A 26109-nucleotide genomic window follows, 5' to 3' on the forward strand; every position below is an offset into this window, starting at 1 on the left:
CAACAGGGAATCGAGTTTGCCCGGTCCCGCTTCGATTCTGCGACGGTAGAGCAATTGCGAGATGCGATTGCCACGATGCAGCGTAGCCAGAGCGTTGATGTGTGTATCTGACGCTTCGCACCTAATGCGGCTTGCTGGCCGAGGTTTGGGCTGGCGCGGCAGCGCCAGTCGGGCGCTTGGACGCACGAAACATAGCAAGCAAAAAATGCATCCTCCCACGAACCTCTTTCCGCTTAATGCCCCTCTAAGAGCGTGGGGCGTCTGGCCTGGACTTTATATCTGACCCTAGGTGAGAGCCCAAACATCGGATAGGTGAGCAATGACCGACTATCAAAAGCCTGATGATCTCAAATACGTGGAGAAACTCGTTGCCCTCGCACCAGTGGAAGCAAAAGCATTTCTTGTTTTTAACCATGCCTGCGAACGTGAAGACGGGTCAATTCCTCGAAAGTACCGTGAATTGATTTCCCTCGCTGTCGCGCTGACGACGCAGTGCGCCTATTGCTTGGACGTTCACACCCGCGCTGCCGCCAAGGCCAGGGTGACACAGGAGGAACTGGCTGAAATGGCAATGATCGCAGGCGCGGTGAGAGCCGGTGGATCGCTCGCGCATGCGTTCCTTGCGCTGCGGCTCTTTGATCAGCAGACCGACGCCAAAAAGGAATCCTAGCGGGCAAGCCAACGGTCCAAGGCGTAAAGCGGCACGGACCGGCAGAAAAAATTTCCGTCGCCGCGAACCGTTTTGGATCTTTCACCACTCTCTACAGCGATGAGGATAAACAGACGTGAGAAAGGTGGCGTCGTGATCTATCGGAAGAATCTCTACTCCTGGGAGCAGGTGCTACGGGTTATCGTCGGGCTGGCGGCCGCCGCGGGAGGCATTTGGATGTGGCCCGGCTCCGTGGTGGGCTATGCCGTTGCAGCTTGCGGCGTCATGTTCGCAGTGACGGGAATTTTCGGCTTCTGCCCCGCCTGCGCGATGATTGGTCGCCGGCCCGTTGAACAAGCATCGCGGGACTAGTCGCGCCATGACCGTCTTCTCTTCACCCCTGGTGCACTCCGCCATCGCTGGCGATCACGCGGCCTTGCTCAAGCTGCTGGAAACGGCTCAGCCGGATATTCGTCGGTACGCTCGTTCTACATGCCGCGCGGCCGACGTGGACGATGCAGTGCAGGAAACCTTGTGGGTGCTGTACCGGCGCGTCGGCACATTGCGAGCTGCCGCGTCCTTCTCGGCCTGGCTGTTTGCGGTCGTTCGCCGCGAATGCCTGCGCCTGACCCGCAACCTCGGTCTCATATCCAGCGATGGGGTCGCTGACGAAAAGGCAGTACTGGTCCAATCAGACGCCGAACTGCGCCTTGATATAGCGAAGGCCATTCAATCACTACCAGAACACTATCGTGTCATTGTTCTGATGCGCGACGTCGAGCAACGGACGATCAACGAAATTGGCCATGCTCTCGGCGAGACCCGCGAGGCCGTGAAAGCGCGTCTCCATCGCGCCCGCATCCTACTCAGGGAGTACCTTCTTCAATGAGCGAATTGCCCATCTTCTCAAGCAGGACCTTGACCGAGCACATCGCGCGGGGCGCAGGCGCGGTGGCGCTGATCGTGCTTTCCCTTTGGCTGCTATCCTTTTCAAACCTACCCGCCATTGCTGTTGCAGTTGCCCCGCTTGTGGGCGCTATCCTCCTGCTGCGAGGATGCCCGATGTGTTGGCTTACTGGCCTCTTTGGCACCATCCAGCATCGAAAGGCCCGCCTTACCGCTGCGCAATCCGGTCCGCCACCGTTGCATTAGCCCCGACCATATAACGAAGGACGGTTCATAGGAGCCGTCCTGTCGTCGATCTTCAAGCGCCGTCATTTTCCGGTCGAGATCATCCTTCTGTGCGTCCGCTGGTACTGCAAGTATGGCATCGGCTACTGTGATCCGGCCGAGATGATGAAGGAGCGTGGCGTCGCCGTTGACCCGGGCGCCATCTTCCGTTGGGTCCGACGTTGCGCCCCAGAGATCGAGAAAAGGGTACGCCAGTATCAGGGAAAGCGGTCAGGCCCATATGACCGTGCTCGAGAAGGCGCTCGGCAAAGGCAGCGAGGCCGTCGCGCGGCCTTGTCTGGAAAGGGTGGGCGCGTGTCCAGCATCGCCAGATAGGTTCAGGCCCGCGCATCCGCGTCCGCAAGCAGGTCGAGTTCTTGCATCGTTGTTATCCTTCTGCGCAGGCCGTCATTCAGGCAGCGTCCACCTTCTTCACCCGCGTTCCCGCCCAGCTGAGCGGGAGACCGTCGCCGGTACGCAGTTCTAGGCGGGAAATGGGCTCGTTCGTTTCGGTGTTGATGAGCGAGGACCGGGGCTCGCCGGGGCGATAAAGATGGTCTTCGCCCCATTGCCGAAGTGCGACAATGACGAGAAATAAACCGCGCCCCTTCTCGGTCAGCAGATATTCCCGATAGGCGCTGCGGTCGGAAGCGGGGGCGGTTTCTAGGATGCCGTGCTCCGTCAGGTTGCGCAGGCGGGACGCCAGGATCCCCTTGGCGATGCCGAGACTGGCCTCGAATTCGCTGAAGCGCCGCACGCCGTCGAAGGCGTCGCGGATGATCAAAAGCGACCACCAGTCGCCGATTACGTCCAGCGCACGAGCCACTGGGCACGGTGCATGGCCGAAGCTGACCCGTTTGACCATCACGAAACCGCCTCTCTGACACGTACAATCTGGTTCTATTTTAGAACTAGATCTGCCGCGGCGCAAGTGGTCTCAAGATAGAACTGACTTACTTTTCATGGGGAGTGATCGTGCCGAAGGATATCAGAAGCGAAAATCATCATCAGATCGGCGGCCGTCTGATGCGAGCCACCACATTGCTCTTTGCCGTCGCGGCGGGGCTCAGCGTCGCAAACATCTATTATGCCCAACCCCTTCTCGACGCGATGGCACAAGACTTAGGGATCGCGCCCGCTGCCACCGGCCTCGTCGTCACGCTGACGCAAGTCGGCTACGCGCTGGGGCTGGTCTTCATCGTGCCGCTCGGCGACCTCGTCGACCGGCGTCGCCTCATCGTCGGTCAAGCCTCTTTGTCGGCGCTCGCGCTCATCCTTGTGGCGACGGCCGCAACGGCTTCGATCGTTTTCGCCGGCATGGCGGTGATCGGCCTCCTGGCAGTGGTGGTCCAGGTGCTGGTGGCCTTTGCCGCGACGCTGGCAACACCGAGTGGGCGTGGGAAGGCGGTCGGAACCGTAACGAGTGGTGTGGTGATCGGCATTCTGGGAGCCCGGTTCGCCGCAGGGGTTCTCGCCGATCTCGGCGGCTGGCGGGCTGTTTACCTGACCTCCGCCGTCCTGACGCTCTGCATGGCCGGCCTGCTTCTGCGGGTTCTGCCGCGAGGGCTCCCTCCGGCAAGCCGCGAGAGCTATGGAATTGCGCTCCGATCAAGTCCCACCCTGTTTCTGCGCGACCGAGTTCTCCTCGTTCGCGGCCTTCTGGCGCTTTTGATCTTCGCGGCCTTCAGCACCTTCTGGACGGCGCTGGTGCTGCCGCTGAGCCAGGAACCTTTCTCCTATTCCCATGCGCAGATCGGCCTGTTCGGCCTCGTTGGGATAGCGGGCGCCCTGGCGGCGTCGGGAGCTGGCCGGCTTGCCGACCGAGGGCTCGGTCAATGGACGACAGGGTTGTCGCTCACGCTTCTTGCGGCATCATGGGGGCTTATCGCCTTCCTTCCGCGCTCAGTCCCGTTTCTACTCGCCGGTGTGATCCTGCTCGACCTTGCGGTACAGGCCGTCCACGTCACCAACCAGAGCATCATCCTGGCCCGCTACCCGAACGCCAGCAGCCGGCTCGTCGGCGGCTATATGGTGTTCTATTCGGTCGGCAGTGCCATTGGCGCCATCGGCGCGACCATGACCTACGATCAAGCCGGATGGAATGGCGTCTGCGGGCTTGGCGCCGTGTTCAGCGCGGTTGCCCTGTTCATTTGGGTCTTGAACCGATCTTCTCAAGAGCAATCCGGACTTGGCAAGTCGGCTTGGGGCCAGACTGAGCCGTATGGTGGGAACGTCTGAAGGCCGGCTTATCGCCCATGACCTACTGTCACTTTGCCCTTAGTTTTGAGCTTTGTCGCATTGGGTGTCGAAAAGCGGCCTTCTTTGCCCTTCAAGGCGAGATGCCGATCAGGTTTGTTCGCTGTTCTTTGAGCCCTGCCTGTGAACGCGGTGCCGGATCCGGCACGCGATCCGATCGACCGTGGCGAGCAAGCGGGCTTGCTGGTGATCGGTCGGGAGCAAGGCGACCGTGGCGAGCTCTGTCAGGTCCCGTTCCATCGCCATCGCAGCCAGCCGCACGCCCCTGGAAACGCTGTCTCACTTCGAGCGATAAAGGATTGCCATTGATGGTGTTGAGGTTCTCATCTCCCCTTGAGGGGCAAAGTGGCAATCAGGAACAGATCTTGCGCTGGCCCCGACTATGTTTGCATCGCCTTTCGAGAACGAGCAGCGAATCCGTCAGGCCGCAAGGAACATCCTCTGGTTTTTTCGAGACGGCGGATAACACGCTGAAGAACGTGGTGCGTCAGATGGTGCGGGTCTAGCCGACAATTCGAACGGGACGGCTTGTCTAGCGTCTCGCGTTCCCGGATCAGGGATTGCTCTACAACGAGCCGGACAGACCCAGGCGACCAATATTGCCTCGTGCATCCCATCACGATCTCGGGTCACGGTCGAGCATGCTGCCTGATGGAAGCATCATGCGAGTGCGTCGAGCAGGAATCGGGCATCTCGCAGGTCGGCGGTGTCGAATCCCTCCGTAAACCAGTTGCAGACGGGAGCAAGAAGATCGCGGGCTTCGATGCGCCGACCCTGATCACTCCAAATCCGGGCAAGGCTGGCGGCGGCGCGCAACTCCCATGCTTTCGCCCTCTGCTCCCGAGCCTTTTCAATCGCGAGCAGCAGGGATCTTTCAGCGGTACGGCGCGCGGTCGGGTCGGCGGCCCGCAGGACCAGGCCACGGAGGTGGAGCAACTCGGCTTCGCACCATCCCTCATGGCACTGCCGGACGTCGGCGATGGCCTGATTAACGAGGCGCACACCGTCGGAGACTCTGCCGGTCCCCGCGAGCGCCTCGCCGAGTAGGCCCCTCGCATAGGCATGTGTCACCCGCGTGCCGATGGCGTCCATGCGCGCCAAACCCTCATTGATCCGGACAATAGCCTCGGCGGGGTGCCCCTGCTGGGCCAAAAGCCAGCCTTCCTGTGCCGTCGCCATTGCGGTCCAATAGGGATAATGCTGTTCCCAAGCAAACCGGAGCGCGTGGTCGATCGCCTTTTCTGCCCCGGCCGCGTCGCGCTGTATGATCCTGAGCCACGCGGACCAGGTCAGAACATAGGCTTGACTGAACGGGTGGCCAAGCTGTTCCGCCAGAGCGAGCGCATCCCTCATTCGGGCCTCTGCCTGATTAGGGTAGCCGAGAAGCCACAGCACTGCGGCGTCGCGACAGAGGCAAATTGGACCGGGATCCTGCCCATAGAGGGCCAGATGGGCTCTGTGCTGCTCGATCCGGTACATTCGGACCGCCGCCATCAGGTGCCGGCGCGCTTCGGTGAACTCGCCGCGCCAGTGATGCGTGATGCCAGCAGAGTAATGCGCTTCAACTCTTAGGACGGAATCCCGCGCGCGCCCAGCCAGCTCCAGGAGTCGCTGGCTCAACGCAAGCCCTGAGTCGAGGTCGACGCGGACCGCCGCGTAGATCGTCAGGCCCAGCAGAACCGGAAACGCATCCGCCTGCCGCTCGACTGTCTCACAGAGCTGTCTCGCGCGGGAGTAGACTTTCTTGACCTCTGGGCTGGAATAACCACTCCGGGCAATCAGGACCCGACCGAGCACCGTCAGCACACGAAGCTCCGCCTGCGTGCGTCCTGCCTCGGCAGGAAGCCGGTCAACAAGACTAAGAGCCTTCCGAAGGTGGATCTCGGCCTCCTGATTTGCCGAGCGGTTGTTGGCAAACTCGCCCGCGCGCTGCCAATAAGTGATAGCTTGCATTGCCAAGCCCGCGGCTTCGTAATGCTGGGCCACCATTTCCGGCTCCCTCTCGGCGAGCCTAGGGAAGCGCTTCTCCAGCACTCGCGCCACCCGGGCATGAAGTTGACGGCACCGAGCTCGCAGCAATGTAGCGTAGGCCGCATCGCGCACCAGGGCGTGCTTGAACGTGTAGATCGCGTCCGGCGGGTGACCATGCACGAACAGGATCTCCGCTGCCACCAGCCGGGCCAGAGCGCTCTGTAGCTCTTCCTCATTGCGTCCGACTACGGCGGCCAGAAGCCCATAGGAGAATTCCCGCCCGATGACGGCGCTGATCTGAGCGGTCTCCCTGACGCCCGCCAAGCGATCGAGGCGAGCCATCAAGGAATCCTGGAGGGTGTCCGGCAGGACAAGAACTGGATCGGACACCCGTGCGCTGCTAGCCGTCGGCTCCATAAGGTGAGCCTCTAGGACGGCCATGGTCAGCTCCTCGGCAAACAGCGGCACCCCGTCGGTCTTAGCGACAATCTGTTCCAGCGTCCGGGCGGGAAGGTCCTGGCCATGGGCAAGGTGAGCCACGAGCATACGTCCTTCCATTGGACTGAGGCGCTTCAGGACCAGCATTGCCGCTCGGTCAGAGCGGCCCCACGGCGGCACGAACTCTGGGCGGAATGTGTATACTGCAAGGACAGGGAGCGCGGGCAGACGCCGAACCACGCGGCCCAGAAACTCCAGGGTCGTAGGGTCGGCCCAGTGAATGTCTTCGACAATCATCAGGACAGGCCGAACAGCTGCAAGCCTGGCGAGATGCTCCACAAGGGCCTCAAGTGTCGCCTCCTTTTGCCTCTGCGGGCTCGATTTCAACGGCGGATAGCGCCCATCTGTTGGTAGGGAAAGCAGAGCGGCCAGCAGGGGAGCGCCCGCTGCAGTTTGGCCTTTGGAACAGGCCAGCATACGTTCGAGCTTGTCCAACTTGACTTCGGGAGGGTCGCTCGGACTGAAACCCGCAAGCCGGACGAATAGCGCCGTCACTGGATGCAGGACGCTCTGTTGATGAAAGGGCGAGCACTGGTAGCTCAAGCAGATGTGGGACTCCTGCGCTAAGCGATCCTGCAGGGCCTGCGTCAGGCGCGATTTTCCGATGCCCGGCTCGCCGCCAATCAGGGCAAGCCGGCCGGTGCCGGCCTTAGCCTGTGTCCAGAGACGGCATAACCGCCTCAGCTCCCGCTTGCGCCCGACCAGCGGTGTCGGGTGGCCTGCCGCGTGAGCTGCAAACCGACTTGTTGCAGTGCCTTCCCCGAGAACGCGCCAAGCCGGGACAGGAAGCGCGAACCCTTTGAGCTCGTGCCTGCCAGCGTTGTGGAGTTCGAACAGCCCACCGAGAAGCTGCCGCGTCGCTGCGCCGACGATGATCTCACCGGGAGCCGCAAGGGCCTGCAGACGCGCCGCCAGATTAGGCGCTTCGCCAATCACTGCCTCTTCCTGTGCGGCCCCTTCGCCGACCCGATCACCAATGATCACCGGTCCGGTAGCGATGCCGATTCGGCAGGCAAGCCGGGAGCCATCGGGGGCCGTCAGCCCGCCGATCGCAGCCACGAGCGCGAGGCTGGCGCGTACAGCCCGCTCGGCGTCATCCTCGTGAGCGCAGGGCCACCCGTAATATGCGAGGATCCCATCGCCCATGTATTTGGCTACGTGCCCCTCGAAACCTCTAATCTTGTCTGCAGCGACCTGCTGGTATGCTCGGAGCACGTCGCGCATGTCTTCGGGGTCCAAGCGGCTTGCCAGCGCGGTCGAGCCGACGAGATCGCAAAACAGGATGGTCAGATGGCGGCGCTCTGCTTCTATCCGCCTTGATCGTGGGATGCTTGGCTTGGCGGCACTTGGTGTTTCCAGGTGTTGTGGAGACTTAAATGCGGCGATTGCTCGAAGAAGCCTCTTGCGGTGGCCGAGAGAAACGCCGAGCTCCGCGAGGTCGGCCTCGGTCAGGTCGAGTAAGGCATCAGCATCGATGTCATGGCTGCGAAATATCTGAATATATCGATCAAGACCCAGGTTCTGCAGCCACGCCTCGAAATCCATCGTGCCCTCCTGTGCAACTCGAAGGCGACAAGAAGACAAGTTTGGAACTAACTCAGGCCATTACATCAGATAGTACGTTCTGGCCTCGGCGAACCGAGCCCGGAATTGTATGCGGCCTTCAAGGCGTTGTCACACCAAGTCTGAGATGCGCGGAATGGTTTGAATGGCAACTTCAACGCGCTAAAACGTCGCCGAGAGCTGATGCTTGGCTCTCCACCTCCGCCTTCGCAGAGAGACTTGGCGCTTCATGCAAGTGCTCAATGTCCGGCTTGGGTCAAACTGAGACGTAGAGCGGAAGCATCTGACGGTCCGCTCAATGATGACGACCTGCCCCCCTCCTTATGGGCTGCAATGACCTCTCTTGGACGATAACCCTCAGACGATGCCCCAGGCGCGGTAGCGGGTGCGGCCGAGCTGGGCCAGCATCAGGTCGACGGCCTTGGGCGTGACCTTCAGCAGCTTGGCGCCGAGGGGTACTGTCACCAGGGGACGCGACAGAAACAGGTCGACCAGCTCCGGCAGCCTGGAGTTCGAGCGGCAGTCCTTGGTCACCCGCTGCATCAGCTCGCGGGCCAGGATGAGGCGGCCGAGATCCTTGTTGCCGATCGCCAGTGCTTCTTCCGCGACCGTGCAGAAGCCCTCGAGTTTGTCGAGAGCCCCTTCCCTCCCCTGCGGCCGGAACTTGGATTGCTTGAAGCCGGCGGCGAGCGGCAGCAGATGGAGGGTCAGTCCTCTCGCCCGCAGGATCGCCGCGGCCATGATCAAGCCGAGCCACGGCAGGCGGGTGTAGAGGTTGAGATCCAGCCAAGCGGTCCACGCCATGGCCGCGGCGGCCAAGGCCGGCGAGCACTTTGCCTTTAACTTTGAGGTTCGTCACGTTGGGTGTCGAAAAGCGACCTTCTTTGCCCTTCAAAGCGAGAGGCCGATCAGGTTTGTTCGCTGCTCTGTGATCGCTGCCTGTGAACGCGGTTCCGGATCCGGCACGCGATCCGATCGATGGGGGCGCGCAAGCGGCGAGCCGAATGAATTGCTTCGGGCGGAAGGAGCTGCGATCAACTCGCTTCATATGCACTCGCAAGCGTGTGACATTGTTGTTAAGGACACGTCAGCGGAGGATATAGCCGAGTATGTCCAATCGCTTGGCATTGGCGGTCTGGGAAAATATACGAGGTTTAGTCATATAGACACAGGGCCTATCAGAAACTGGCTAGGATAGCCTACGTGTCAGGCCGCGCATAAGCTGAGACCATGAGCGCATAAAGTGAGACCAAATCGGATTTTTATGACGGCAACACAAAGTTCGACTGACTTTATGCTCTGGAACATCATCGCCTCTCAAGGAGGTCATCTGTCTCTCGCGCATATAGTGTGACGAACTGACAGCCAAATGCCTACCGGCCAAGAGGGGCGAGGAATAGGTAACCTGAGCAGTATCTATCAAATATTGAAAAATGTGTATCCCCTTTGTGTGTTCAAGGAGCGGCTTAGCACTCATTGACCAACTCAACCGCTAGGTATAATTTTATGTGAGTTGAGTAATCGATCTTGTTCGAGTGAAACACATGATAGTTTCATTTGAGAGCACAGCGTTGCGTGCAATCTATCGGGTCGACTAAGGCAGTTTCGGATCTAGTTATGAGATTGCTTTAGCCAAGAAGTTATCGCCTTCTGTTTCATGCCAGCGGCCTTTTGGGGCGAGGATGAACAAGGATGGCCGTAGCACTCATACTGGTTCTGATCGTCGTCGGGTCGGTAGCGTTCCATCTTCTGAGCCCTTGGTGGTGGACGCCTATTGCATCCAACTGGGCGTATATCGACTCCACGATCGTCATCACCTTCTGGATCACTGGGGCGGTCTTCGTCGCCGTTGTGCTCTTCATGGCCTATTGCGTTTATCGCTTCCGCCACCAGCCAGGCCGGCAGGCGCACTACGAACCGGAAAGCAAGCGACTGGAGCTGTGGTTGACTCTTGTCACAGGCATCGGCGTTGCGGCCATGCTGACACCAGGTCTCTTCGTCTGGAGGCAGTTCATCACAGTTCCACAGGACGCCACCGATGTAGAGATCCTTGGCCAGCAATGGCAATGGAGCTTCAGACTGCCCGGCCCTGACGGCAAGCTCGGAGCGTCCGATATACGCCTCGTCGGTCCGGACAATGCTCTAGGAATCAGCCGTGAGGATCCGAACAGCCAGGACGACATCGTCATCGAGGGCGGCGAGTTACGCTTGCCCGTGGGCAGGCCCATCAAGGCGCTTCTGCGCTCTGCCGATGTCATTCATGATTTCTATATCCCGGAGATGCGGGCCAAGATGGATCTGGTGCCGGGCCAGATATCCTACATCTGGTTCACACCGACGCGAACCGGAACCTTCGAGATCCTCTGCGCAGAACTCTGCGGTGTCGGCCATCCGCAGATGCGGGGAACAGTGATCGTTCAGGAACAAAAAGACTATCAAGCATGGCTTCAGGCTCAGGCATCGCGAACTTTCGCGCGCCTCACGCCCACGGCCCAATAAGCAAGTCATCGATAGACAAGGGGCAGAGGAATCGGTCAGGGAGAACATCCTGATGGTTGATGTCCCACTTGGTCATGTCGGCCCGGTACCCGGAGCAGATATCGAGGATGTCGAGCTCTACCATCCTCATAGCTGGATCACGAAATACGTGTTCGCTCAAGATGCGAAGGTCATCGCCATCCAATACTCTCTTACGGCCCTGTCGGTCGGCCTGATCGCTCTAGTGCTGTCATGGCTGATGCGCTTGCAGCTGGGTTTTCCCGGCGTATTCTCGTTCATTGATGCCAATGCCTATTACCAGTTCATCACCATGCATGGGATGATGATGGTGGTCTATGTGCTGACCGCTCTCTTCCTGGGAGGTTTCGGCAACTACCTTATCCCCCTGATGGTCGGCGCGCGCGACATGGTCTTTCCTTATGTCAACATGCTGAGCTTTTGGGTTTATTTGTTGGCCGTTCTGATCCTGATCGCCAGCTTCTTCGCGCCGGGCGGCCCGACCGGTGCAGGCTGGACGCTCTATCCTCCGCAAGCCATCCTGTCGGGAACGCCGGGCGGACAGGAGTGGGGCATTGTCTTGATGCTCGCCTCGTTGATGGTTTTCATCATCGGATTCACTATGGGTGGCTTGAATTATGTGGTGACGGTACTGCAGGCGCGGGCGCGTGGCATGACGCTTATGCGCATGCCTCTGACCGTCTGGGGGATTTTCACAGCCAGCTTCATGGCGCTTCTCGCCTTCCCGGCCCTGTTCGTCGGTTGCGTGATGATGATGTTCGACAGGATATTCGGCACGAGCTTCTTCTTGCCGGCAATTGTCGAGATGGGGCAACCTCTGGAGCGCAGCGGAGGAAGCCCTCTGCTCTTCCAGCATCTGTTCTGGTTCTTCGGCCATCCGGAGGTATATATTGTCGCCCTGCCCGCTTTCGGCATAGTCTCCGATCTGATCAGCACCCATGCGCGACGCAACATTTTTGGTTACCGCATGATGGTCTGGGCACTTTTGGCGATCGGAGCCCTCAGCTTCGTGGTCTGGGCGCACCACATGTATGTGAGCGGCATGAATCCCTATTTTGGGTTCTTCTTTGCCACGACAACGCTCATTATCGCCATCCCTACTGCGATCAAGGTCTATAACTGGATCCTGACTCTCTGGCGCGGGAATATCCATCTCACCGTTCCCATGCTCTTCGCGCTCGCCTTTATTGTGACTTTTGTGAATGGCGGGCTCACGGGCCTTTTTCTCGGCAATGTGGTTGTCGATGTTCCGCTCTCCGACACGATGTTCGTCGTGGCGCATTTTCATATGGTTATGGGTGTTGCACCAATCCTCGTGATCTTCGGTGCGATCTACCACTGGTATCCGAAGGTGACCGGGCGCATGCTGAACGACACGCTCGGCAAACTCCATTTCTGGGTTACATTCCTGGGCGCCTACGCGATCTTCTTTCCCATGCACTATCTCGGCCTGATGGGCGTGCCGCGCCGTTATTACGAAATGGGAGAAATGAGCTTTGTTCCCCCGTCAGCCCACACCCTCAATGCCTTCATCACTATCGTGGCGCTGGTCGTCGGTGCGACCCAGCTAACTTTCGTCTTCAACCTGTTCTGGAGTCTGCGCCATGGAAAAGTGGCCGGGAGCAATCCCTGGCGAGCCACGACCCTGGAATGGCAGACGCCCGAAACACCACCTTCTCATGGCAATTGGGGCAAAGCCCCTCCTATCGTCTATCGCTGGGCTTACGATTATAGCGTACCGGGTGCTGCAGAGGATTTCCTGCCGCAAAACCAGCCGAGCGCACAGGCTGTATCGGGGGAGGCTCATGGGTAGCAGCCTTATTTTCCTGGCAGCGCTTCTTGCCATCGGAATATGGTGGCTTTCGCGTCAAGGGCTCATGTCAAAGCCTTGGCTGGAACAAGGCGTTGTCGCCGAGGCGCCATTCCCCAGAGATTTCACGTCATCTGCAGCAAGGATGGGGCTCGGCGTATTCCTTGCCGTCGTGGGCTCCCTGTTTGCTCTCCTCATTAGCGCTTATGCGATACGGATGCAGGTATCGGATTGGCGCGATGTCCCTCTGCCGAAGGTCTTATGGTTGAACACCGGAATGTTGATCTTGAGCAGTGCTGCGCTGCAAAGTGCGTGGAACGCAGCCCGTAAGGCAGAAGAAGATGCGCTAATGGTCGGCCTCTTTGCCGCTGGCGTTGCGGCCCTGGCCTTCCTGTCCGGGCAGCTATTGGCTTGGCGGCAGCTAACAGCGGATGGATATTTTCTTACATCCAACGCAGCTAATGCCTTCTTCTATATGCTGACTGGAATTCATGGTCTGCATCTTCTAGGCGGCCTCGTGGCCTTGAGCAGGACCATTGCCCTGGCGTGGCGTGGTGCTCAGCCGGAACGCGTACGGCTCAGTGTGGGACTATGCGCGACATACTGGCATTTCCTGCTCATAGTCTGGTTCATTCTGCTCAGCGTCCTAACCGCTTGGGTAGGGATTGCACTTGATATTTGCCGACAGCTGCTGACTTGAGAGGAATCCTGGTTATGGCGGAGCAAGCCTTTTCCAATCTTGACACAGCCCCTGTCGGCGAGCCCAGACCGCACAGCATCACGGCCGATTTTTCCTCAGACCGGAGCGTGTTCAAGAATGTGTCCTGGGGCAAGGCGATGATGTGGATCTTTCTGCTCAGTGACACCTTCGTCTTCAGCTGCTTCCTGATCTCCTACATGACGGCCAGAATGTCCACGACCGTGCCATGGCCGAATTCCAGCGAGGTCTTCGCCCTGACCGTCGGAGGCAGGTCGTTGCCTCTGATCCTGATTGCGATCATGACATTCGTTCTGATCAGCAGCAGCGGTACGATGGCGATGGCGGTGAACTGGGGTTATCGCCACGATCGCCGGAAGACAGCGACCTTCATGCTCCTCACGGCACTTCTCGGCGCTACCTTCCTCGGCATGCAGGCTTTCGAGTGGAGCAAACTGATCCATGAAGGAGTGCGCCCCTGGGCCAACCCTTGGGGTGCCGCGCAGTTCGGTTCCAGCTTCTTCATGATCACAGGCTTTCATGGCACACATGTAACCTTCGGCGTCGTCTTCCTTCTCATAATCGCGCGGAAAGTCTGGCGTGGTGATTTCGATCGAGGACGGCGTGGCTTCTTCACCAGTCGTACGGGCCGTTACGAGGCCGTTGAGATCATGGGCCTCTACTGGCACTTCGTCGATCTGGTCTGGGTCTTCATCTTCGCCTTCCTCTATCTCTGGTAGGGAGCCAGTCATGGCACAGGCAACAGCGCACTCATCTGCTCAGGGCCAGCAGCATCCGCTCAAACTCTATCTCATAGTCTGGGCCTGGCTGTTCATCCTGAGCACCGGGTCATATCTGGTCGATTACTTCCAACTCGAAGGTGCTCTCAGATATTCTCTTATCATCCTGTTCATGCTGCTTAAAGCGGGTCTCATCGTCGCTGTGTTCATGCACATGGCGTGGGAGCGCCTGTCCCTCGTCTATGCCATTCTGGTGCCTATGAGCGCTATCCTGGTGTTTGTGGCGATCATGGTGCTCGAATCAGACCACACGCTTCTGTCACGGGTCACGTTCTTTGCATCCGGCCACTAGCCAATAGACCGACTAGGATCCTCAACCGTGATCGACCGAGCTCTGGAAGGACCTATCCGCCGGATGGGCCTCGTCGTCCGAATGCGGCTCCACCACCCGGCGGTAGAGATGCCAGGTTGCGTGCCCCAGCACCGGCATCACGATAGCAAGCCCCACGAACAGCGGAATGGAGCCCACGAAAAGCGCTGCCGCGACGATCAAGCCCCAGAGCGCCATGGTGAGCGGATTGAGCACGACCGCCTTGACCGAGGCATAAACCGCAACCGCGATGCCGACATCACGATCCAGAAGAAGCGGAAAAGAAATCACGCTGATGCTCAAAACGACGACCGCAAAGGCGAAGCCCAGCAGATTGCCCCAGACGATCAGTCTCATACCTTCTGGACTTGCGAGGACATGATCAATGAACTGCGGATAGGAGGTGGGCGCTGCATAGCCAAAGAGAGATTCATATAGCATGCGTGCACTCGTCAGCCACGCAAGAAAGATCATCATCAGCAAGACTCCCAGGGCAATGATGGAAGGGAGGGAGGGAGATTTAAGCACCTCGAAAGCATCTCCCCAGGATGTGGGCAAGCCAAGTTCCCGCCGCCGACTGATCTCGTAAAGGCCGACGCCTGCGAGAGGCCCAACCAGTGCGAAGCCCGTCGCTAGAGGATAGAGAAGCGGCAGGGCGTTGTTGGTGAAGGTGAGCGCGGCAAGACATGCCCCGAGGATCGGATAAATCAGTCCCAGGAAGACCAGATGGGACGGCATAGCCCAAAAGTCATCGAAGCCTCTCGACAAAGCCTCTTTCAAGTCTGCAGGGCCGATCTTCCGGATGACTGGATGAGCTGGTATCTCGCTTGCGCCGGCAACGACATGAAAGTGGGCCATATCCACATCTCCAGGACTGAACCCTGCAAGGGTAAACCTTGCAGGACTGAACCTTGGCAGTTGAGATTGCAGTCTTCGCGCATCGTCATGAATGGTTACGCGTAACCGCAACCTAATGCATAATTATACTCTTAAACACGGCTTTTGTCGCCCCGGCATGAATGTTCCAACCCACGGTCGCAACTTGCGTTGGCCCACCAGTGCAGCATTTATGGTATGATCAGTCGTTATTTTGGTCGGGAGAGCTCCATGGACTCGGGCAGTCATGGAACTCGTGGAAGACCGCGACGACCGCCGCTTCTTCGACACATCCCGCAAGATCGGCCCGTCCATTGTGGCAGCCATGCTGGAGCGCGGCGTCATCGCAAGAGCCATGCCGCAGGGCGACATTATCGGCTTTGCGCCCCCGCTGTGCCTGACACGCGAAGAGGCCGAAGAGATTGTCTCGGTCACCGCCGACGCCATCAGACAAGTGCTCGGATAAATGCGCCAGCCTCTCCATTTCCAGATCAGGGATATCGTAGCATGACATCAAGTTCCCGCCATAAATCGGCAGTTTGGCTTTCTGGGCCCAACATAGCCGCAGCAGAAATCGCTGCTTCCATCGGTTACACCGCCGTCGTGCTGGATATCGAGCACGGCAGTTTTGACCTCGGCACACTTGAGCGGTTCATCCCGGTTCTCAAGGGCTTGGGGCTGGAGGTCCTGGCAAAGGTGCTGGCGCCTGAGTGTGGTCCCACCTAGCAGGCACTGGATTTCGGTGCAGATGCCGTGGTCATTCCCCATATTCTGGACGCTGTCCATGCGGAAAAGACATGTGCCTTTGCGAAGTTCCCGCCTCATGGGAAGCGCAGTTTTGCCGGAGGCCGCACTGTGGCCTATGGCAGCCCGGATGATCAGTGGTTCATCGACCAGGACCGGAAGACCAGATGTTACCCGATGATCGAACATGCGGGCGCCTTGAGAGAAATCGAACAAATCCTGTCGCTCGACACCGTGGACGGGGTCTTCATTGGCCCGAGCGATCTCTCCCTGCGGCGCGGTCGCGGGACCTACAAACGCGGCGAGACAGATTTTGCCGATCTGAAAGCAATTGCGGATGCGGCGAAAGCCGCTGGCAAGCATTGGTTGCTGCCCGCCTGGAGTGTCTCCGAAAAGCAGTTCGCACTCGAAAACGACGCCCATACGCTTGTGCTGACCATGGAGCATGGCGCCATCGCGCTTGGTTTTCGCGACGCTTGCAACACCACCGCTCAACTTCTCTCGCCAGCGCACTGATTTTGCCCCGTCACGAAGGCTCATGAACTCCATGAGCTTGAGAAGCCACTCCTTCGCCGGATGGTTCTGATGGAAGCGCGCGAAGCCCCGTCTAACGGCGGTCCATGGACTTTGGCGCAGTCACTTTGCCCTCAACTCTGAGATTCATCGCGTTGGATGTGGAAAAGCGACATTCCTTGCCCTTCAAGGCGAGATGCCGATCAGGTTTGTTCGCTGCTCCTTGATCCTTGCGTGTGACCGCGGTGCGGTATCCGGTGCACGATCCGATCAATGGTGGCGAGCGAACGGGCTTGCTGGTGAGAGGCCCGGAGCAAGGCGACCTGGGCGACCTCTGTCAGGTCCCGTTCCATCGCCATCGCAGCCAGCCGCACGCCCTGTCAACGCTGTCTCACTTCGAGGGAAAGAATCTCGATTTTGCAGGCAAGATCTCGCCTTGAGCGGCAAAGGATTGTCAGTGATAGTGTTGCATTCCTGATCTCGCCTTGAGCGACAAAGCCCCTCACGCGGGGGCTGCTCGTAGGTGAGGCTCTAGCCCTTGGACCTTAGCCAGCACTCCTCTGCCGGTAGATTGGCTCTGCGGCGCAAGCGTGTCACCCGCCTCCAATCGCCCTTCTCAAACGCTGCGGCCAGCACCTGTTTCGAGGCCTCGTCACGCATACCAGCACAAGGATAGATCGCAACCGGCGAGACCCAGCGTGCCAGGTAATCTGGTCCCTGGCGCGTAACGAGGAAGACGGCCCCGCGGCGGCTGATCGGTCCCGGCCCAGTCGATCGAAAGCCTTTATCGGTGGTCAAGGGCAGAATAAGCCTGCCACCGTCCCGGAGCCGGTCGAGCCAGGTGTCCGCTCAGTCCACTCAATGCCGGAAGGCTACGGGCTCTGGGCCGCGCTAGGGCCTTGAAGGCGAAGCAGGTCCCCTTCCGACAGGGACCGGATCGCACGGGCAACCGCGGCGGGCGCCTCGTCAGCCTCTTCGTTGCGGTTCACGTTATGGCTCTGCTTGTCCTGGATCAGCCGTTCGCCTGCGTATCCTACTATGCGCGTGTGAAAGGGGAGTCAGGGACGTACTACCGGCTGCAGAAAAGCTCCCGGCCGCACGGTCGATAATCTGCGGTGTGTAGTCTTTGACATTGCTGGAAAAATTCACCCGGATACGTCGTCGGGCAAGGCATCGGTGTTGCGGCGTTTGCAGCCGAGGGCGATGGGTTATTCTTCCACCAAACCTCTGATCTCACCGGTGGCCGCAGGAGCTGGCGCGCTGATGGCTTGCGTTCATAGGACTGCGAGCCTAGAATCGGCTGCATGATGTTCATGTCCACATTCTTCCCCCTGATCTGAACGACTCCGTCGTCGCTGCGCAGTAAGCGCCAATCAGGTTTCACGGCCGGTCAGAAATGGCGGCCGAACGGAGAATTATGGACATGCCGACCACCGGCTCCTTGGGTCTGAGCAGCGCTCAGATCAACGATTTCATTGAACATGGCTATCTGAAGCTCGAACACGCTTTCGATGCCGAACTCGCCCGCCAGGGACGGGATGAGCTCTGGGCAGCTATGGGCCTTTCGCCCGACGAGCCTCACACATGGACACGGCCCGTCGTCCGCCTTGGCTTCATGTCAGGGCCGACCTTCGTCGCAGCCGCGAATACCCCGCGCCTGTACAGTGCCTATGATGCGCTTGCTGGTGAGGGGCGTTGGCTGAAGCCGACCGGACTTGGGACGTTTCCGATCCGGTTCCCATCGAAGGATGCCCCTGGCGATGGCGGCTGGCATGTCGACGTGAGCTTCGGATCTGAAAACCCCGATTTCATGCAGTGGCGGGTCAACGTGAAAAGCCGAGGTCGCGCGCTGCTGATGCTCTTTTTGTTCTCGGATGTGGGCCAGGACGACGCCCCAACAGTGATCCGCAAAGGTTCCCATGCCCATATTGCACGTCAATTGCTGCCTCATGGAGAGAATGGCCTGACGCTCGGAGAACTTGCAGCCGACGGCTTCGCCTCGACGGAAGGCTGCGAAGAGACTTTGGCCACGGGTCAGGCGGGCACTGTCCATCTGTGCCACCCGTTCCTGGTCCATCGAGCGCAACCGCATCGGGGAACGCGACCTCGCTTTATGGCGCAACCGCCGCTTCTTCCCAAAGGCGAGTTTGACCCTTCAATGCCACCATCACCGGTGCAGACGGCAATCCGGAAAGCATGCGGGATTACCTTCTGATGTGTAGGCCTGGAGTTCTTGAATGGCTCCGAGCCTCAGCTGCGCTGCCCCCATATCGCCGAACAGATCTCGCCTTGCCTCTTCGCGTGTCATCCAATTCCGCGGATGGACCAGCTCGACCTTCAAGGAATGGAAAGCGACTCCATCGGAGCGTTGTCATAGGGGCAAGCCGTTCGGCTCATTGACGCCTTAGTCTTCATGGGGTGGGAACAGTTCTTGTCCCGACCCCATTGTGTCGCAGCCTCCACGGGACGTGGCGGAGAATAGACACGAAAAGACATGGGTCCATCCTGCACGAAGCGGACGGACCCAGGCAATTGGACGTTGCCTGAAGTCTGGTACTCGCCGCATCACGGACGTTCGGTCTACTTCCGCCTCGTGCCAGAAGCAGACCTTCCTGCGCAGAATAGTTCTTCTGCGTCGGCGCTTCTCGCACCAAACAACTTAATCGTAAGTGTCGGTCTCGAAATGGCTTATGCCCATGATCTCAGCACCATTAACTGAGCGATAGAACAAGACCTGCAACGCTGACGAACGCGCCCGCCACGCGGATCATCTGGCGATGACCGAGAACAAGGCCTATTGCAAGGCCCGCTCCATGCAGTAGAGCCGTCGCCGAGGCAAAGCCAAGGCAATACAGGGCCGCTGCGGCTCCCACCGGCATTTCCGCTCCATGGGCGTAGCCGTGGAAGACCGCAAACATTCCGGTCAACGTCATGGCTACGGAGACGAGACAGCGATTCCCCACGGCCAGAACTGCGCCGAGGACAACGACCGAAGCGGCAATGCCAATCTCGACGGCGGGGATTTCAATTCCCATAAGGCCCATGGCTCCCCCCACGAGCATCATGGAGACGAAACTTGCCGGAACGGCCCAGAAAGCCCGCCCGCCGAGCTGGGCGGCGAAGAGGCCGACGGCCAGCATGGCTAAGGTGTGATCGAACCCGCCGAGAGGGTGCAGGAAGCCGGCGCCAAAACCTGAGGGCTCGTGGGAGCCCGTGTGAGCCACAGCAGGCATGGCAGCCAGCAGCATGGAAAGAGTCAGAAGAGAGCGTTTCAATGCCATGGGGATTGCTCCTGTCATGCAGCCGCGGCCAAGCCGCCGGCCCGTTCGATGAATGTCGCGATCGAATCCACGCCGATGCCGCCGCGAATATTGCTGAAGACGTAGGGACGCTGGCCGCGCATGCGCTTCGTGTCGTCTTCCATGATGGTGAGATCCGCACCCACGTGAGGTGCAAGGTCGATCTTGTTGATCACCAGCAGATCCGAGCGGGTAATACCAGGGCCGCCTTTCCGTGGAATCTTCTCGCCGCCAGCCACGTCGATGACATAGATGGTCAGATCAGCAAGCTCCGGTGAGAATGTCGCGGATAGATTGTCGCCGCCGGATTCAACCAGCACGATATCGAGATGAGGAAACCGGCTGCGCATGGTGTCAATCGCGGCCAGGTTAATGGACGCATCTTCACGGATTGCCGTGTGCGGGCATCCGCCCGTCTCGACGCCCATGATGCGCTCCACCGGAAGCGCGCCCGCAACGGTCAGGAGGCGCGCATCTTCCTTCGTGTAGATGTCGTTGGTGATCGCGCAGATGTCGTAGCGTTCGCGGAAAATCTTGCAGAGCGCTTCCATCAGAGCCGTCTTGCCGGAGCCGACCGGCCCGCCGATGCCGACGCGAAGAGGTCCAGTATGGGAAATCATGAGCGGAAAAGCCTCGTGTATTGGTTTTCGTGATGGAAGGAACCGAGATCGGACCGGAAGGTCGAACCGCCGACATCGTCGAGCGATAGCTCCATGGCGTCCCGGGCAACTGCCTGTGCTGTCGCCGCTAAGGCCGCACAGACGCGAATGCCCGCGGTCTGACCGATCGGAGCGAGCCGAATGGCGGCTGAGACGAGCGTCTGGACAAGCCCGAAGAGATAGGCCTCCGACGTAATCGGCAAAGGAACGCTGTGTGCCGCCGCCGTCATGCCGATGGCGACCGGGAAAGCCACAGCGCATTCGAGAGACATCAATCGCGGCGACGGCCATGCGGCGAGAGTTGCGTCGAGAAAGCTGCGTCCCTGCTGGCTCGTCTCGAGATAAAGCTCGGCGGACGGCGAGAGTGCCAGCGCCAGTTCGTTGACGGCCTCAAGGGCCTGTGCATCGCTCTCTTTGACGGCCCGGTAGGCATGGCCTAGCAGGATCGCATCGTTGCGGCCGAAACCGAGTGTCAGCATCTCGCCCAGCCACGCGACGAGCGTCTCTTCGTTCGTCACATCCCCGGCCTCGACGGCTCGCTCGAGCGTATGTGAATAGGCATAACAGCCGACCGGATAGGATGGTGACAGCCAGGCGAAGAGCGGCAGGATGGCCTGCCCCTCCCCCGCCGACGATGGCCTCATTCGTGTTTCATCCATGGCTATGCCCATGGGAATGGTGATGCGAGTGCCCGCCCTGCTCATGATGGTGATAGGCCCCTCGCACGGGACGGAAGGGACGCTCGACGATCTCCGTCCTTGCCCCTAGCCCCTGCAGCATATCGAGCAGAACATGGTCATAGGCGAGATAGATTGCATCGCGTGCAATCTCGGCGGACACGTGCCGGTTGCCGATGTGCCAGGCGAGAGTCAGCAGATCGAGGGAATCGTCAGTCCTGACCTCGATCAGTTTCTCGGGCGCGGCCCGCACCTGCACAAGCCAGCCGCTGTCGAGCCGGATCGCATCTCCGTCTTCCAGGACATCGAGCTTGTCGAGATCGAGCAGCAACGCGGTCCCGCCATCGGCATGGAGCACAATGCGCCGCCGGTAGCGGTCGCCGTGATCGAGGGTGATCATATCGACGATGAGATCCTCGTCGACGGCTTCGCGGCGGATGATGGATGTAGCGCGGATCATATCAGAACAGGAAATAGCGTTGAGCCATAGGAAGGACCTTCGCCGGCTCGCAAACCAGTAATTCACCGTCGGCACGGACATCGTAGGTTTCGGGGTCGACTTCGATAAAGGGCGTGGCGTCGTTGAGCACCATGTCCTTCTTGCCGATGCCGCCACGGACATTCTCGACCGCAACGAGTTGTTTCTGAACTCCGAGCTTTGCGGCAAGCCCGTTCTCCACGGCCGCCTTCGACACGAAGGTCAGCGAGGTCGAAGCCAGGGCCCTGCCATAGGCCCCGAACATGGGACGGTAATGCACCGGCTGCGGCGTGGGGATCGAGGCGTTGGGATCGCCCATGAGGGCCGCCGCGATGGCACCTCCCTTGAGGACGAGATCGGGCTTCACACCGAAGAAGGCCGGCGTCCAGACCACGAGGTCTGCGAGCTTTCCCACCTCAACGGAGCCGATACGCTTCGACACGCCATGGGCGATGGCGGGGTTGATCGTGTACTTGGCCACATAGCGGCGGGCGCGGAGATTGTCGTTGTCTCTGCTCTCGCTGGGAAGCGGCCCACGCTGGACCTTCATCTTGTGCGCCGTCTGCCACGTGCGAATGATGACCTCGCCGACGCGGCCCATCGCCTGGCTGTCGGAAGACATCATCGAGAGCGCACCGATGTCGTGGAGAATGTCCTCCGCCGCGATGGTCTCCTTGCGGATGCGGCTTTCCGCGAAGGCAAGATCCTCCGGAATCGAGGGATCGAGATGATGGCAGACCATGAGCATGTCGAGATGCTCGTCGATGGTGTTCACCGTGTAAGGCCGCGTCGGGTTGGTGGAGGATGGCAGGACATTGGGAAGCCCCGCCACCTTGATAATGTCCGGTGCGTGCCCGCCGCCCGCTCCTTCCGTGTGAAAGGCGTGGATCGTGCGTCCCTTGAAGGCCGCAATCGTGTCCTCGACGAAGCCAGACTCGTTGAGGGTGTCGGTGTGGATCATCACCTGCACGTCATAGGCATCGGCAACGGAAAGGCAGCAATCGATCGCGGCAGGCGTCGTGCCCCAATCCTCGTGCAGTTTCAAAGCGCAGGCTCCAGCCTGAATCATCTCCTCCAGGGCGCCTGGCCTCGACGCATTGCCCTTGCCCGTGAAGGCCAAATTCATGGGGAACGCATCGGCCGCCTCGATCATCCGGGCGATGTGCCAGGCACCGGGTGTGCTGGTGGTGGCGAAAGTGCCCGTCGCAGGTCCCGTGCCGCCACCGAGCATGGTGGTGATGCCGGACATCAGCGCTTCTTCAATCTGCTGCGGGCAGATGAAATGAATGTGGGAGTCGAAGCCACCGGCTGTGATGATCTTGCCTTCGCCCGCGATGATCTCCGTGCCGGGGCCGATAACGATATCGACGTTCGGCTGCACGTCCGGATTGCCAGCCTTGCCGATGGCTGCAATTCGACCACCCTTGATACCGATATCGGCCTTCACGATACCCCAGTGATCGAGAATGACCGCATTGGTGATGACCGTGTCGACCGCGCCCTCGGCCCGAGTCGCCTGCCCCTGCCCCATGCCATCGCGGATCACCTTGCCCCCGCCGAATTTTACCTCCTCGCCGTAGGTCGTGAAATCCTTCTCCACCTCGATCACAAGCGAGGTATCCGCCAGCCGGATCCGGTCGCCCTTGGTAGGGCCAAACATATCCGCATAGGCTGCGCGGGGAAGAGAAGCAGGCTTTCTTGCATTCGACATTAGAGCGCCCCCATCACGCCTTGGCGGAAACCATAGATCTCACGCTTGCCGGAGAGCGGCACCAGGACGACTTCGCGGGTGGAGCCGGGTTCGAAACGCACCGCCGTGCCAGGCGCGATGTCAAGGCGCATGCCACGTGCCGTCTCGCGGTCGAAGGACAACGCCGGATTAGTCTCGAAGAAATGATAATGGCTGCCGACCTGAATCGGCCGGTCGCCCGTGTTTGCGACAGTCAGCACGATTCGCTCTATGCTTTCGTTGAAGACGATCTCGCCCTCCGGCGTCAGGACCTTGCCTGGAATGTCCGCGGAGGCCACGCCCCTGATGGGGTGATGAACCGTGACTAGCTTGGTTCCATCCGGAAAGGTTGCCTCGACCTGGATGTCATGAATCATTTCGGCCACGCCTTCCATGACCTGATCGGCGGTGAGCACATGCGCGCCTGCCTCCATCAGCTCGGAGACGGAGCGGCCATCACGCGCGCCCTCCACTACCGTGTCAGTGATGAGAGCGATGGCCTCCGGATGGTTGAGCTTCACGCCGCGCTCCAAGCGGCGCCGGGCTACCATGGCGGCCATGGCAATCAGGAGCTTGTCTTTTTCACGAGGTGTGAGCTGCATCCTTCAACCCTAGCTGAGCCAGACGCGCGGCAAGGGTCCGCCGCGAAAGGCAAGAAGAAATGGGAGGACGGAGGCGCGCAGAGCCTCCACTGTCACGGCGCAGAAGCGCACGGCGAGAATGCCGTTCCAGGCGCTTGCAGCGGCATCGCAACCATTGTCGGAGGGGAGAATTTTGCGCGTGGCCTCAAGGCGGGCCTCGGCATCCGGCGCCAGATGGACCAGCGTCGCCAGGGCGCGAGCCCCCTTCGCCACGCTTGGCTTCTGCAGCAGATCGGCAATCGAACCCTCAAGCCTTAGTGTATCAGCGTAAACCAAGCGCCCGTCCCGCCGAATGCGCCAGCGATCTTCGAAGAGGCCGTTTTCGATCCGCTCCGCATGCGCCTCGCGGCCAAAGACCACTGCTTCGAACAGGGTCAGGTGAGCGTCACGCGCTATATCGGCGTCAAGCCGTCGAATGAGCCGCGCCTGATCGAACAGGATAGTTTCCTGCGGTAGCCATTCCAGGTGCGAGCCTGCGTTCGCCGAGAGATTGACGGACAGGTCTGCAACCGGACCGTCGGAGCGATAGACTTTCTCGGCGGCCGGCGTTGCAACCGTGACGGCAGCTCCCGCCTGCGCCTCGATTGCCACAGCGAAATGATCTCCACAAGCAATACCGCCGGCTGTATTGACGAGAACGGCCTCGATGCTGGGACCTTGCGCCTTCGGCAGCCTGATCCTCATGGAGCCGCTTTCCTGAATGCGCATCGGCCGGGTGCGCCGGTCCAGCAGCGCGGCGCTGAACGCCACCCGCCCATCGGCGCGCTGTCGCTGGAGATTGCCGGCCCGGGAGTCGCCATCAAATGGCCAGGCGTTGACGTACATCGTCTCCCTCGAGTGCCGCGCGGCTGCCGTGCTGGACAATCTCGCCCCGCTCCATAACGACGAAGCGATCTGCCAAGTCGCGGGCGAAATCAAAATATTGCTCGACGAGCAGGATGGCCATGTCCTTTCTCTTGCGCAGGTAATGGATGGCGCGTCCGATATCCTTGATGATCGAGGGCTGGATGCCTTCGGTGGGCTCGTCGAGCACGAGAAGGCGCGGACGCATCACCAGCGCCCGCCCAATCGCGAGCTGCTGCTGCTGACCACCGGAGAGGTCGCCTCCGCACCGCCCCAGCATGGACTTGAGAACTGGAAAGAGTTCAAAGACCTCGTCCGGTATCGTTTTCTCGCCGCGCTTGAGCGGTGCAAAGCCGGTCTCCAGATTTTCCTTCACGGTGAGCAGGGGAAAGATCTCCCTTCCCTGAGGGACATACGCGATCCCGCGCGTCGCGCGCTCGAACGGCTTCAGGCGCGAGACATCCTGTCCCTCGAGGCGGATCACCCCACCGGAAATCGGCCTCTGCCCCGTAATGGCACGGAGAAGCGATGTCTTCCCCACGCCATTGCGGCCGAGCACGCAGGTCACCTCGCCGACAGAGGCTGTCAGGGAGACACCGTGCAAGGCTTGAGCCGCGCCATAGTGCAAGGACAGGTTTTCGACTGTGAGCATCGTCATCGGCCCAGGTAAACCTCGATCACGCGCTCGTTGGCGCTCACCGCATCCAAAGACCCCTCGGCCAAAACGGACCCTTCATGCAGGCATGTAACCTTCACACCGAGATCCCGCACGAAGGTCATGTCGTGCTCCACCACGACCACGGCCTGCGTTTTTGCGATATCTCGCAGGAGATCGGCCGTGTCGGCCGTTTCCTGATCCGTCATCCCGGCGGCCGGTTCGTCGATCAGCAGGAGCTTGGGCTGTTGCGCCAGCAGCATGCCGATCTCCAGCCATTGCTTCTGGCCGTGGGACAGCTCCCCGGCCCTGCGATGCCGCTGGTGCGTGAGGCGCACGCGCTCCAGAAGGGCATCAATTCTCTCCCGCTCCTGCGCCGTGCGGCGCGACAGCAAGGTGGCGAGGGGGCTACGTTTCTGCTTGAGAGCCAGAAGCAGATTATCCTCCACGCTGTGCATCTCGAACACGGTCGGCGTCTGGAACTTCCGGCCAATGCCGAGTTCCGCGATGGCGGCCTCATCGAGGTAGGTCAGGTCATGGGATCCATTGAAAAGGGCTGTTCCTTCATTGGGTCTCGTCTTGCCGGTGATCACGTCCATCATGGTCGTCTTACCGGCCCCATTTGGGCCGATGATGGCGCGCATCTCCGTGTGATCGATAGCGAGCGACAGTGCATTCAGGGCCCGGAAACCATCGAACGAGACCGTAACGTTATCGAGATAGAGAAGCGCTGGGGTTATGGGTGCTGCCATGG

The 26109-nt window shown here is 60.0% G+C and carries 26 protein-coding genes and 3 pseudogenes; 15 read left to right on the forward strand and 14 right to left on the reverse strand.

The window, feature by feature from the left end:
* The first annotated feature begins 319 nt into the window (after positions 1 to 319).
* The 4 genes and pseudogenes from LJD17_RS20010 to LJD17_RS20025 form a co-directional block, all read left to right on the forward strand.
* Positions 320 to 670 (forward strand): carboxymuconolactone decarboxylase family protein, encoded by a 351-nt coding sequence (locus LJD17_RS20010; protein WP_227385969.1) that lies wholly within the window; start codon positions 320 to 322, stop codon positions 668 to 670.
* Positions 671 to 802: 132 nt separating this feature from the next.
* Positions 803 to 1021 carry a YgaP family membrane protein gene (locus LJD17_RS20015; RefSeq protein ID WP_227385970.1) on the forward strand — a complete coding sequence of 73 codons (219 nt, stop codon included), beginning with the start codon at positions 803 to 805 and terminating at the stop codon, positions 1019 to 1021.
* A gap of 7 nt (positions 1022 to 1028) precedes the next feature.
* Positions 1029 to 1538 carry an RNA polymerase sigma factor gene (locus LJD17_RS20020; RefSeq protein ID WP_227385971.1) on the forward strand — a complete coding sequence of 170 codons (510 nt, stop codon included), beginning with the start codon at positions 1029 to 1031 and terminating at the stop codon, positions 1536 to 1538.
* A 311-nt stretch (positions 1539 to 1849) separates the two neighbouring features.
* Positions 1850 to 2038 (forward strand): annotated as a pseudogene (locus tag LJD17_RS20025) (IS6 family transposase); the annotation flags it as partial.
* A gap of 193 nt (positions 2039 to 2231) precedes the next feature.
* On the opposite strand, the gene LJD17_RS20030 reads toward LJD17_RS20025, so the two are convergent.
* On the reverse strand, positions 2232 to 2684 hold the full coding sequence (locus LJD17_RS20030; RefSeq protein WP_227386020.1) for a winged helix-turn-helix transcriptional regulator: 453 nt from the start codon (positions 2682 to 2684) through the stop codon (positions 2232 to 2234).
* Between the two features lie 161 nt (positions 2685 to 2845).
* On the opposite strand from LJD17_RS20030, the gene LJD17_RS20035 reads away from it, so the two are divergent.
* The gene (locus LJD17_RS20035; protein WP_227386021.1) at positions 2846 to 4057 is read left to right on the forward strand and encodes an MFS transporter; all 1212 of its coding nucleotides are present in this window, start codon (positions 2846 to 2848) and stop codon (positions 4055 to 4057) included.
* A gap of 678 nt (positions 4058 to 4735) precedes the next feature.
* On the opposite strand, the gene LJD17_RS20040 is transcribed toward LJD17_RS20035, so the two are convergent.
* Positions 4736 to 8089, reverse strand: a complete 3354-nt coding sequence (locus LJD17_RS20040) for an adenylate/guanylate cyclase domain-containing protein (protein ID WP_227385972.1) — start codon at positions 8087 to 8089, stop codon at positions 4736 to 4738.
* Positions 8090 to 8464: 375 nt separating this feature from the next.
* A complete protein-coding gene (locus LJD17_RS20045; RefSeq protein ID WP_227385973.1) occupies positions 8465 to 8926 on the reverse strand; it encodes a DUF1612 domain-containing protein in 462 nt (153 codons plus the stop codon).
* Here LJD17_RS20045 and LJD17_RS24420 point away from each other — a divergent pair.
* The 6 genes from LJD17_RS24420 (at position 8910) to LJD17_RS20075 (ending at position 14223) form a co-directional block, all read left to right on the forward strand.
* Complete coding sequence (locus LJD17_RS24420; protein WP_227385974.1) at positions 8910 to 9305, forward strand: YcbK family protein; 396 nt, start codon at positions 8910 to 8912, stop codon at positions 9303 to 9305. The two genes, LJD17_RS20045 and LJD17_RS24420, sit on opposite strands and share 17 nt — an antisense overlap.
* 494 nt (positions 9306 to 9799) lie before the next feature.
* Complete coding sequence (locus LJD17_RS20055; RefSeq protein WP_227385975.1) at positions 9800 to 10606, forward strand: cytochrome c oxidase subunit II; 807 nt, start codon at positions 9800 to 9802, stop codon at positions 10604 to 10606.
* Positions 10607 to 10658: 52 nt separating this feature from the next.
* Positions 10659 to 12437, forward strand: a complete 1779-nt coding sequence (gene ctaD, locus LJD17_RS20060) for a cytochrome c oxidase subunit I (RefSeq protein ID WP_227385976.1) — start codon at positions 10659 to 10661, stop codon at positions 12435 to 12437.
* Positions 12430 to 13134, forward strand: coding sequence for a cytochrome c oxidase subunit 3 (locus LJD17_RS20065; RefSeq protein WP_227385977.1), 705 nt, complete (start codon positions 12430 to 12432; stop codon positions 13132 to 13134). The genes ctaD and LJD17_RS20065 overlap by 8 nt, the downstream gene beginning before the upstream one ends.
* 14 nt (positions 13135 to 13148) lie before the next feature.
* Complete coding sequence (locus LJD17_RS20070; RefSeq protein WP_227385978.1) at positions 13149 to 13871, forward strand: heme-copper oxidase subunit III family protein; 723 nt, start codon at positions 13149 to 13151, stop codon at positions 13869 to 13871.
* Between the two features lie 10 nt (positions 13872 to 13881).
* On the forward strand, positions 13882 to 14223 hold the full coding sequence (locus tag LJD17_RS20075; protein ID WP_227385979.1) for a cytochrome C oxidase subunit IV family protein: 342 nt from the start codon (positions 13882 to 13884) through the stop codon (positions 14221 to 14223).
* Positions 14224 to 14244: 21 nt separating this feature from the next.
* Here the strand turns inward: LJD17_RS20075 and LJD17_RS20080 are convergent, their stop codons facing one another.
* A complete protein-coding gene (locus LJD17_RS20080; RefSeq protein WP_227385980.1) occupies positions 14245 to 15099 on the reverse strand; it encodes a DUF2189 domain-containing protein in 855 nt (284 codons plus the stop codon).
* Positions 15100 to 15358: 259 nt separating this feature from the next.
* On the opposite strand from LJD17_RS20080, the pseudogene LJD17_RS20085 reads away from it, so the two are divergent.
* The 4 genes and pseudogenes from LJD17_RS20085 to LJD17_RS20100 form a co-directional block, all read left to right on the forward strand.
* Positions 15359 to 15583 (forward strand): annotated as a pseudogene (locus LJD17_RS20085) (aspartate aminotransferase family protein); the annotation flags it as partial.
* Positions 15584 to 15624: 41 nt separating this feature from the next.
* Positions 15625 to 15843 carry a hypothetical protein gene (locus tag LJD17_RS20090; protein ID WP_227385981.1) on the forward strand — a complete coding sequence of 73 codons (219 nt, stop codon included), beginning with the start codon at positions 15625 to 15627 and terminating at the stop codon, positions 15841 to 15843.
* 27 nt (positions 15844 to 15870) lie between these two features.
* Positions 15871 to 16377, forward strand: coding sequence for an aldolase/citrate lyase family protein (locus LJD17_RS20095; RefSeq protein WP_319799708.1), 507 nt, complete (start codon positions 15871 to 15873; stop codon positions 16375 to 16377).
* A gap of 1420 nt (positions 16378 to 17797) precedes the next feature.
* Complete coding sequence (locus LJD17_RS20100; protein WP_227385982.1) at positions 17798 to 18589, forward strand: phytanoyl-CoA dioxygenase family protein; 792 nt, start codon at positions 17798 to 17800, stop codon at positions 18587 to 18589.
* 60 nt (positions 18590 to 18649) lie between these two features.
* On the opposite strand, the pseudogene LJD17_RS20105 reads toward LJD17_RS20100, so the two are convergent.
* The 10 genes and pseudogenes from LJD17_RS20105 to urtD form a co-directional block, all read right to left on the reverse strand.
* Positions 18650 to 18789 (reverse strand): annotated as a pseudogene (locus tag LJD17_RS20105) (IS3 family transposase); the annotation flags it as partial.
* 296 nt (positions 18790 to 19085) lie between these two features.
* The gene (locus LJD17_RS20110; protein WP_227385983.1) at positions 19086 to 19655 is read right to left on the reverse strand and encodes a HupE/UreJ family protein; all 570 of its coding nucleotides are present in this window, start codon (positions 19653 to 19655) and stop codon (positions 19086 to 19088) included.
* A gap of 14 nt (positions 19656 to 19669) precedes the next feature.
* Positions 19670 to 20293, reverse strand: a complete 624-nt coding sequence (gene ureG / locus LJD17_RS20115; protein ID WP_227385984.1) for an urease accessory protein UreG — start codon at positions 20291 to 20293, stop codon at positions 19670 to 19672.
* Entirely contained in the window at positions 20290 to 20976 is a 687-nt protein-coding gene (locus LJD17_RS20120) for an urease accessory protein UreF (protein ID WP_227385985.1), read from the reverse strand. Before LJD17_RS20120 ends, ureG begins: the two co-directional genes overlap by 4 nt.
* A 7-nt stretch (positions 20977 to 20983) precedes the next feature.
* Positions 20984 to 21469, reverse strand: a complete 486-nt coding sequence (locus tag LJD17_RS20125) for an urease accessory protein UreE (RefSeq protein WP_227385986.1) — start codon at positions 21467 to 21469, stop codon at positions 20984 to 20986.
* Position 21470: 1 nt separating this feature from the next.
* Positions 21471 to 23198 carry an urease subunit alpha gene (gene ureC / locus LJD17_RS20130; protein WP_227385987.1) on the reverse strand — a complete coding sequence of 576 codons (1728 nt, stop codon included), beginning with the start codon at positions 23196 to 23198 and terminating at the stop codon, positions 21471 to 21473.
* A complete protein-coding gene (locus LJD17_RS20135) occupies positions 23198 to 23818 on the reverse strand; it encodes an urease subunit gamma (protein ID WP_227385988.1) in 621 nt (206 codons plus the stop codon). The genes ureC and LJD17_RS20135 overlap by 1 nt, the downstream gene beginning before the upstream one ends.
* A gap of 9 nt (positions 23819 to 23827) precedes the next feature.
* Positions 23828 to 24682 (reverse strand): urease accessory protein UreD, encoded by an 855-nt coding sequence (locus tag LJD17_RS20140; RefSeq protein ID WP_227385989.1) that lies wholly within the window; start codon positions 24680 to 24682, stop codon positions 23828 to 23830.
* Complete coding sequence (urtE, locus tag LJD17_RS20145) at positions 24657 to 25352, reverse strand: urea ABC transporter ATP-binding subunit UrtE (RefSeq protein ID WP_227386023.1); 696 nt, start codon at positions 25350 to 25352, stop codon at positions 24657 to 24659. The genes LJD17_RS20140 and urtE overlap by 26 nt, the downstream gene beginning before the upstream one ends.
* A gap of 2 nt (positions 25353 to 25354) precedes the next feature.
* Entirely contained in the window at positions 25355 to 26107 is a 753-nt protein-coding gene (gene urtD / locus LJD17_RS20150) for an urea ABC transporter ATP-binding protein UrtD (protein WP_227385990.1), read from the reverse strand.
* Positions 26108 to 26109 lie beyond the last annotated feature (2 nt).

The organism is Microvirga rosea (assembly GCF_020595095.1).
GTDB lineage: Bacteria > Pseudomonadota > Alphaproteobacteria > Rhizobiales > Beijerinckiaceae > Microvirga > Microvirga rosea.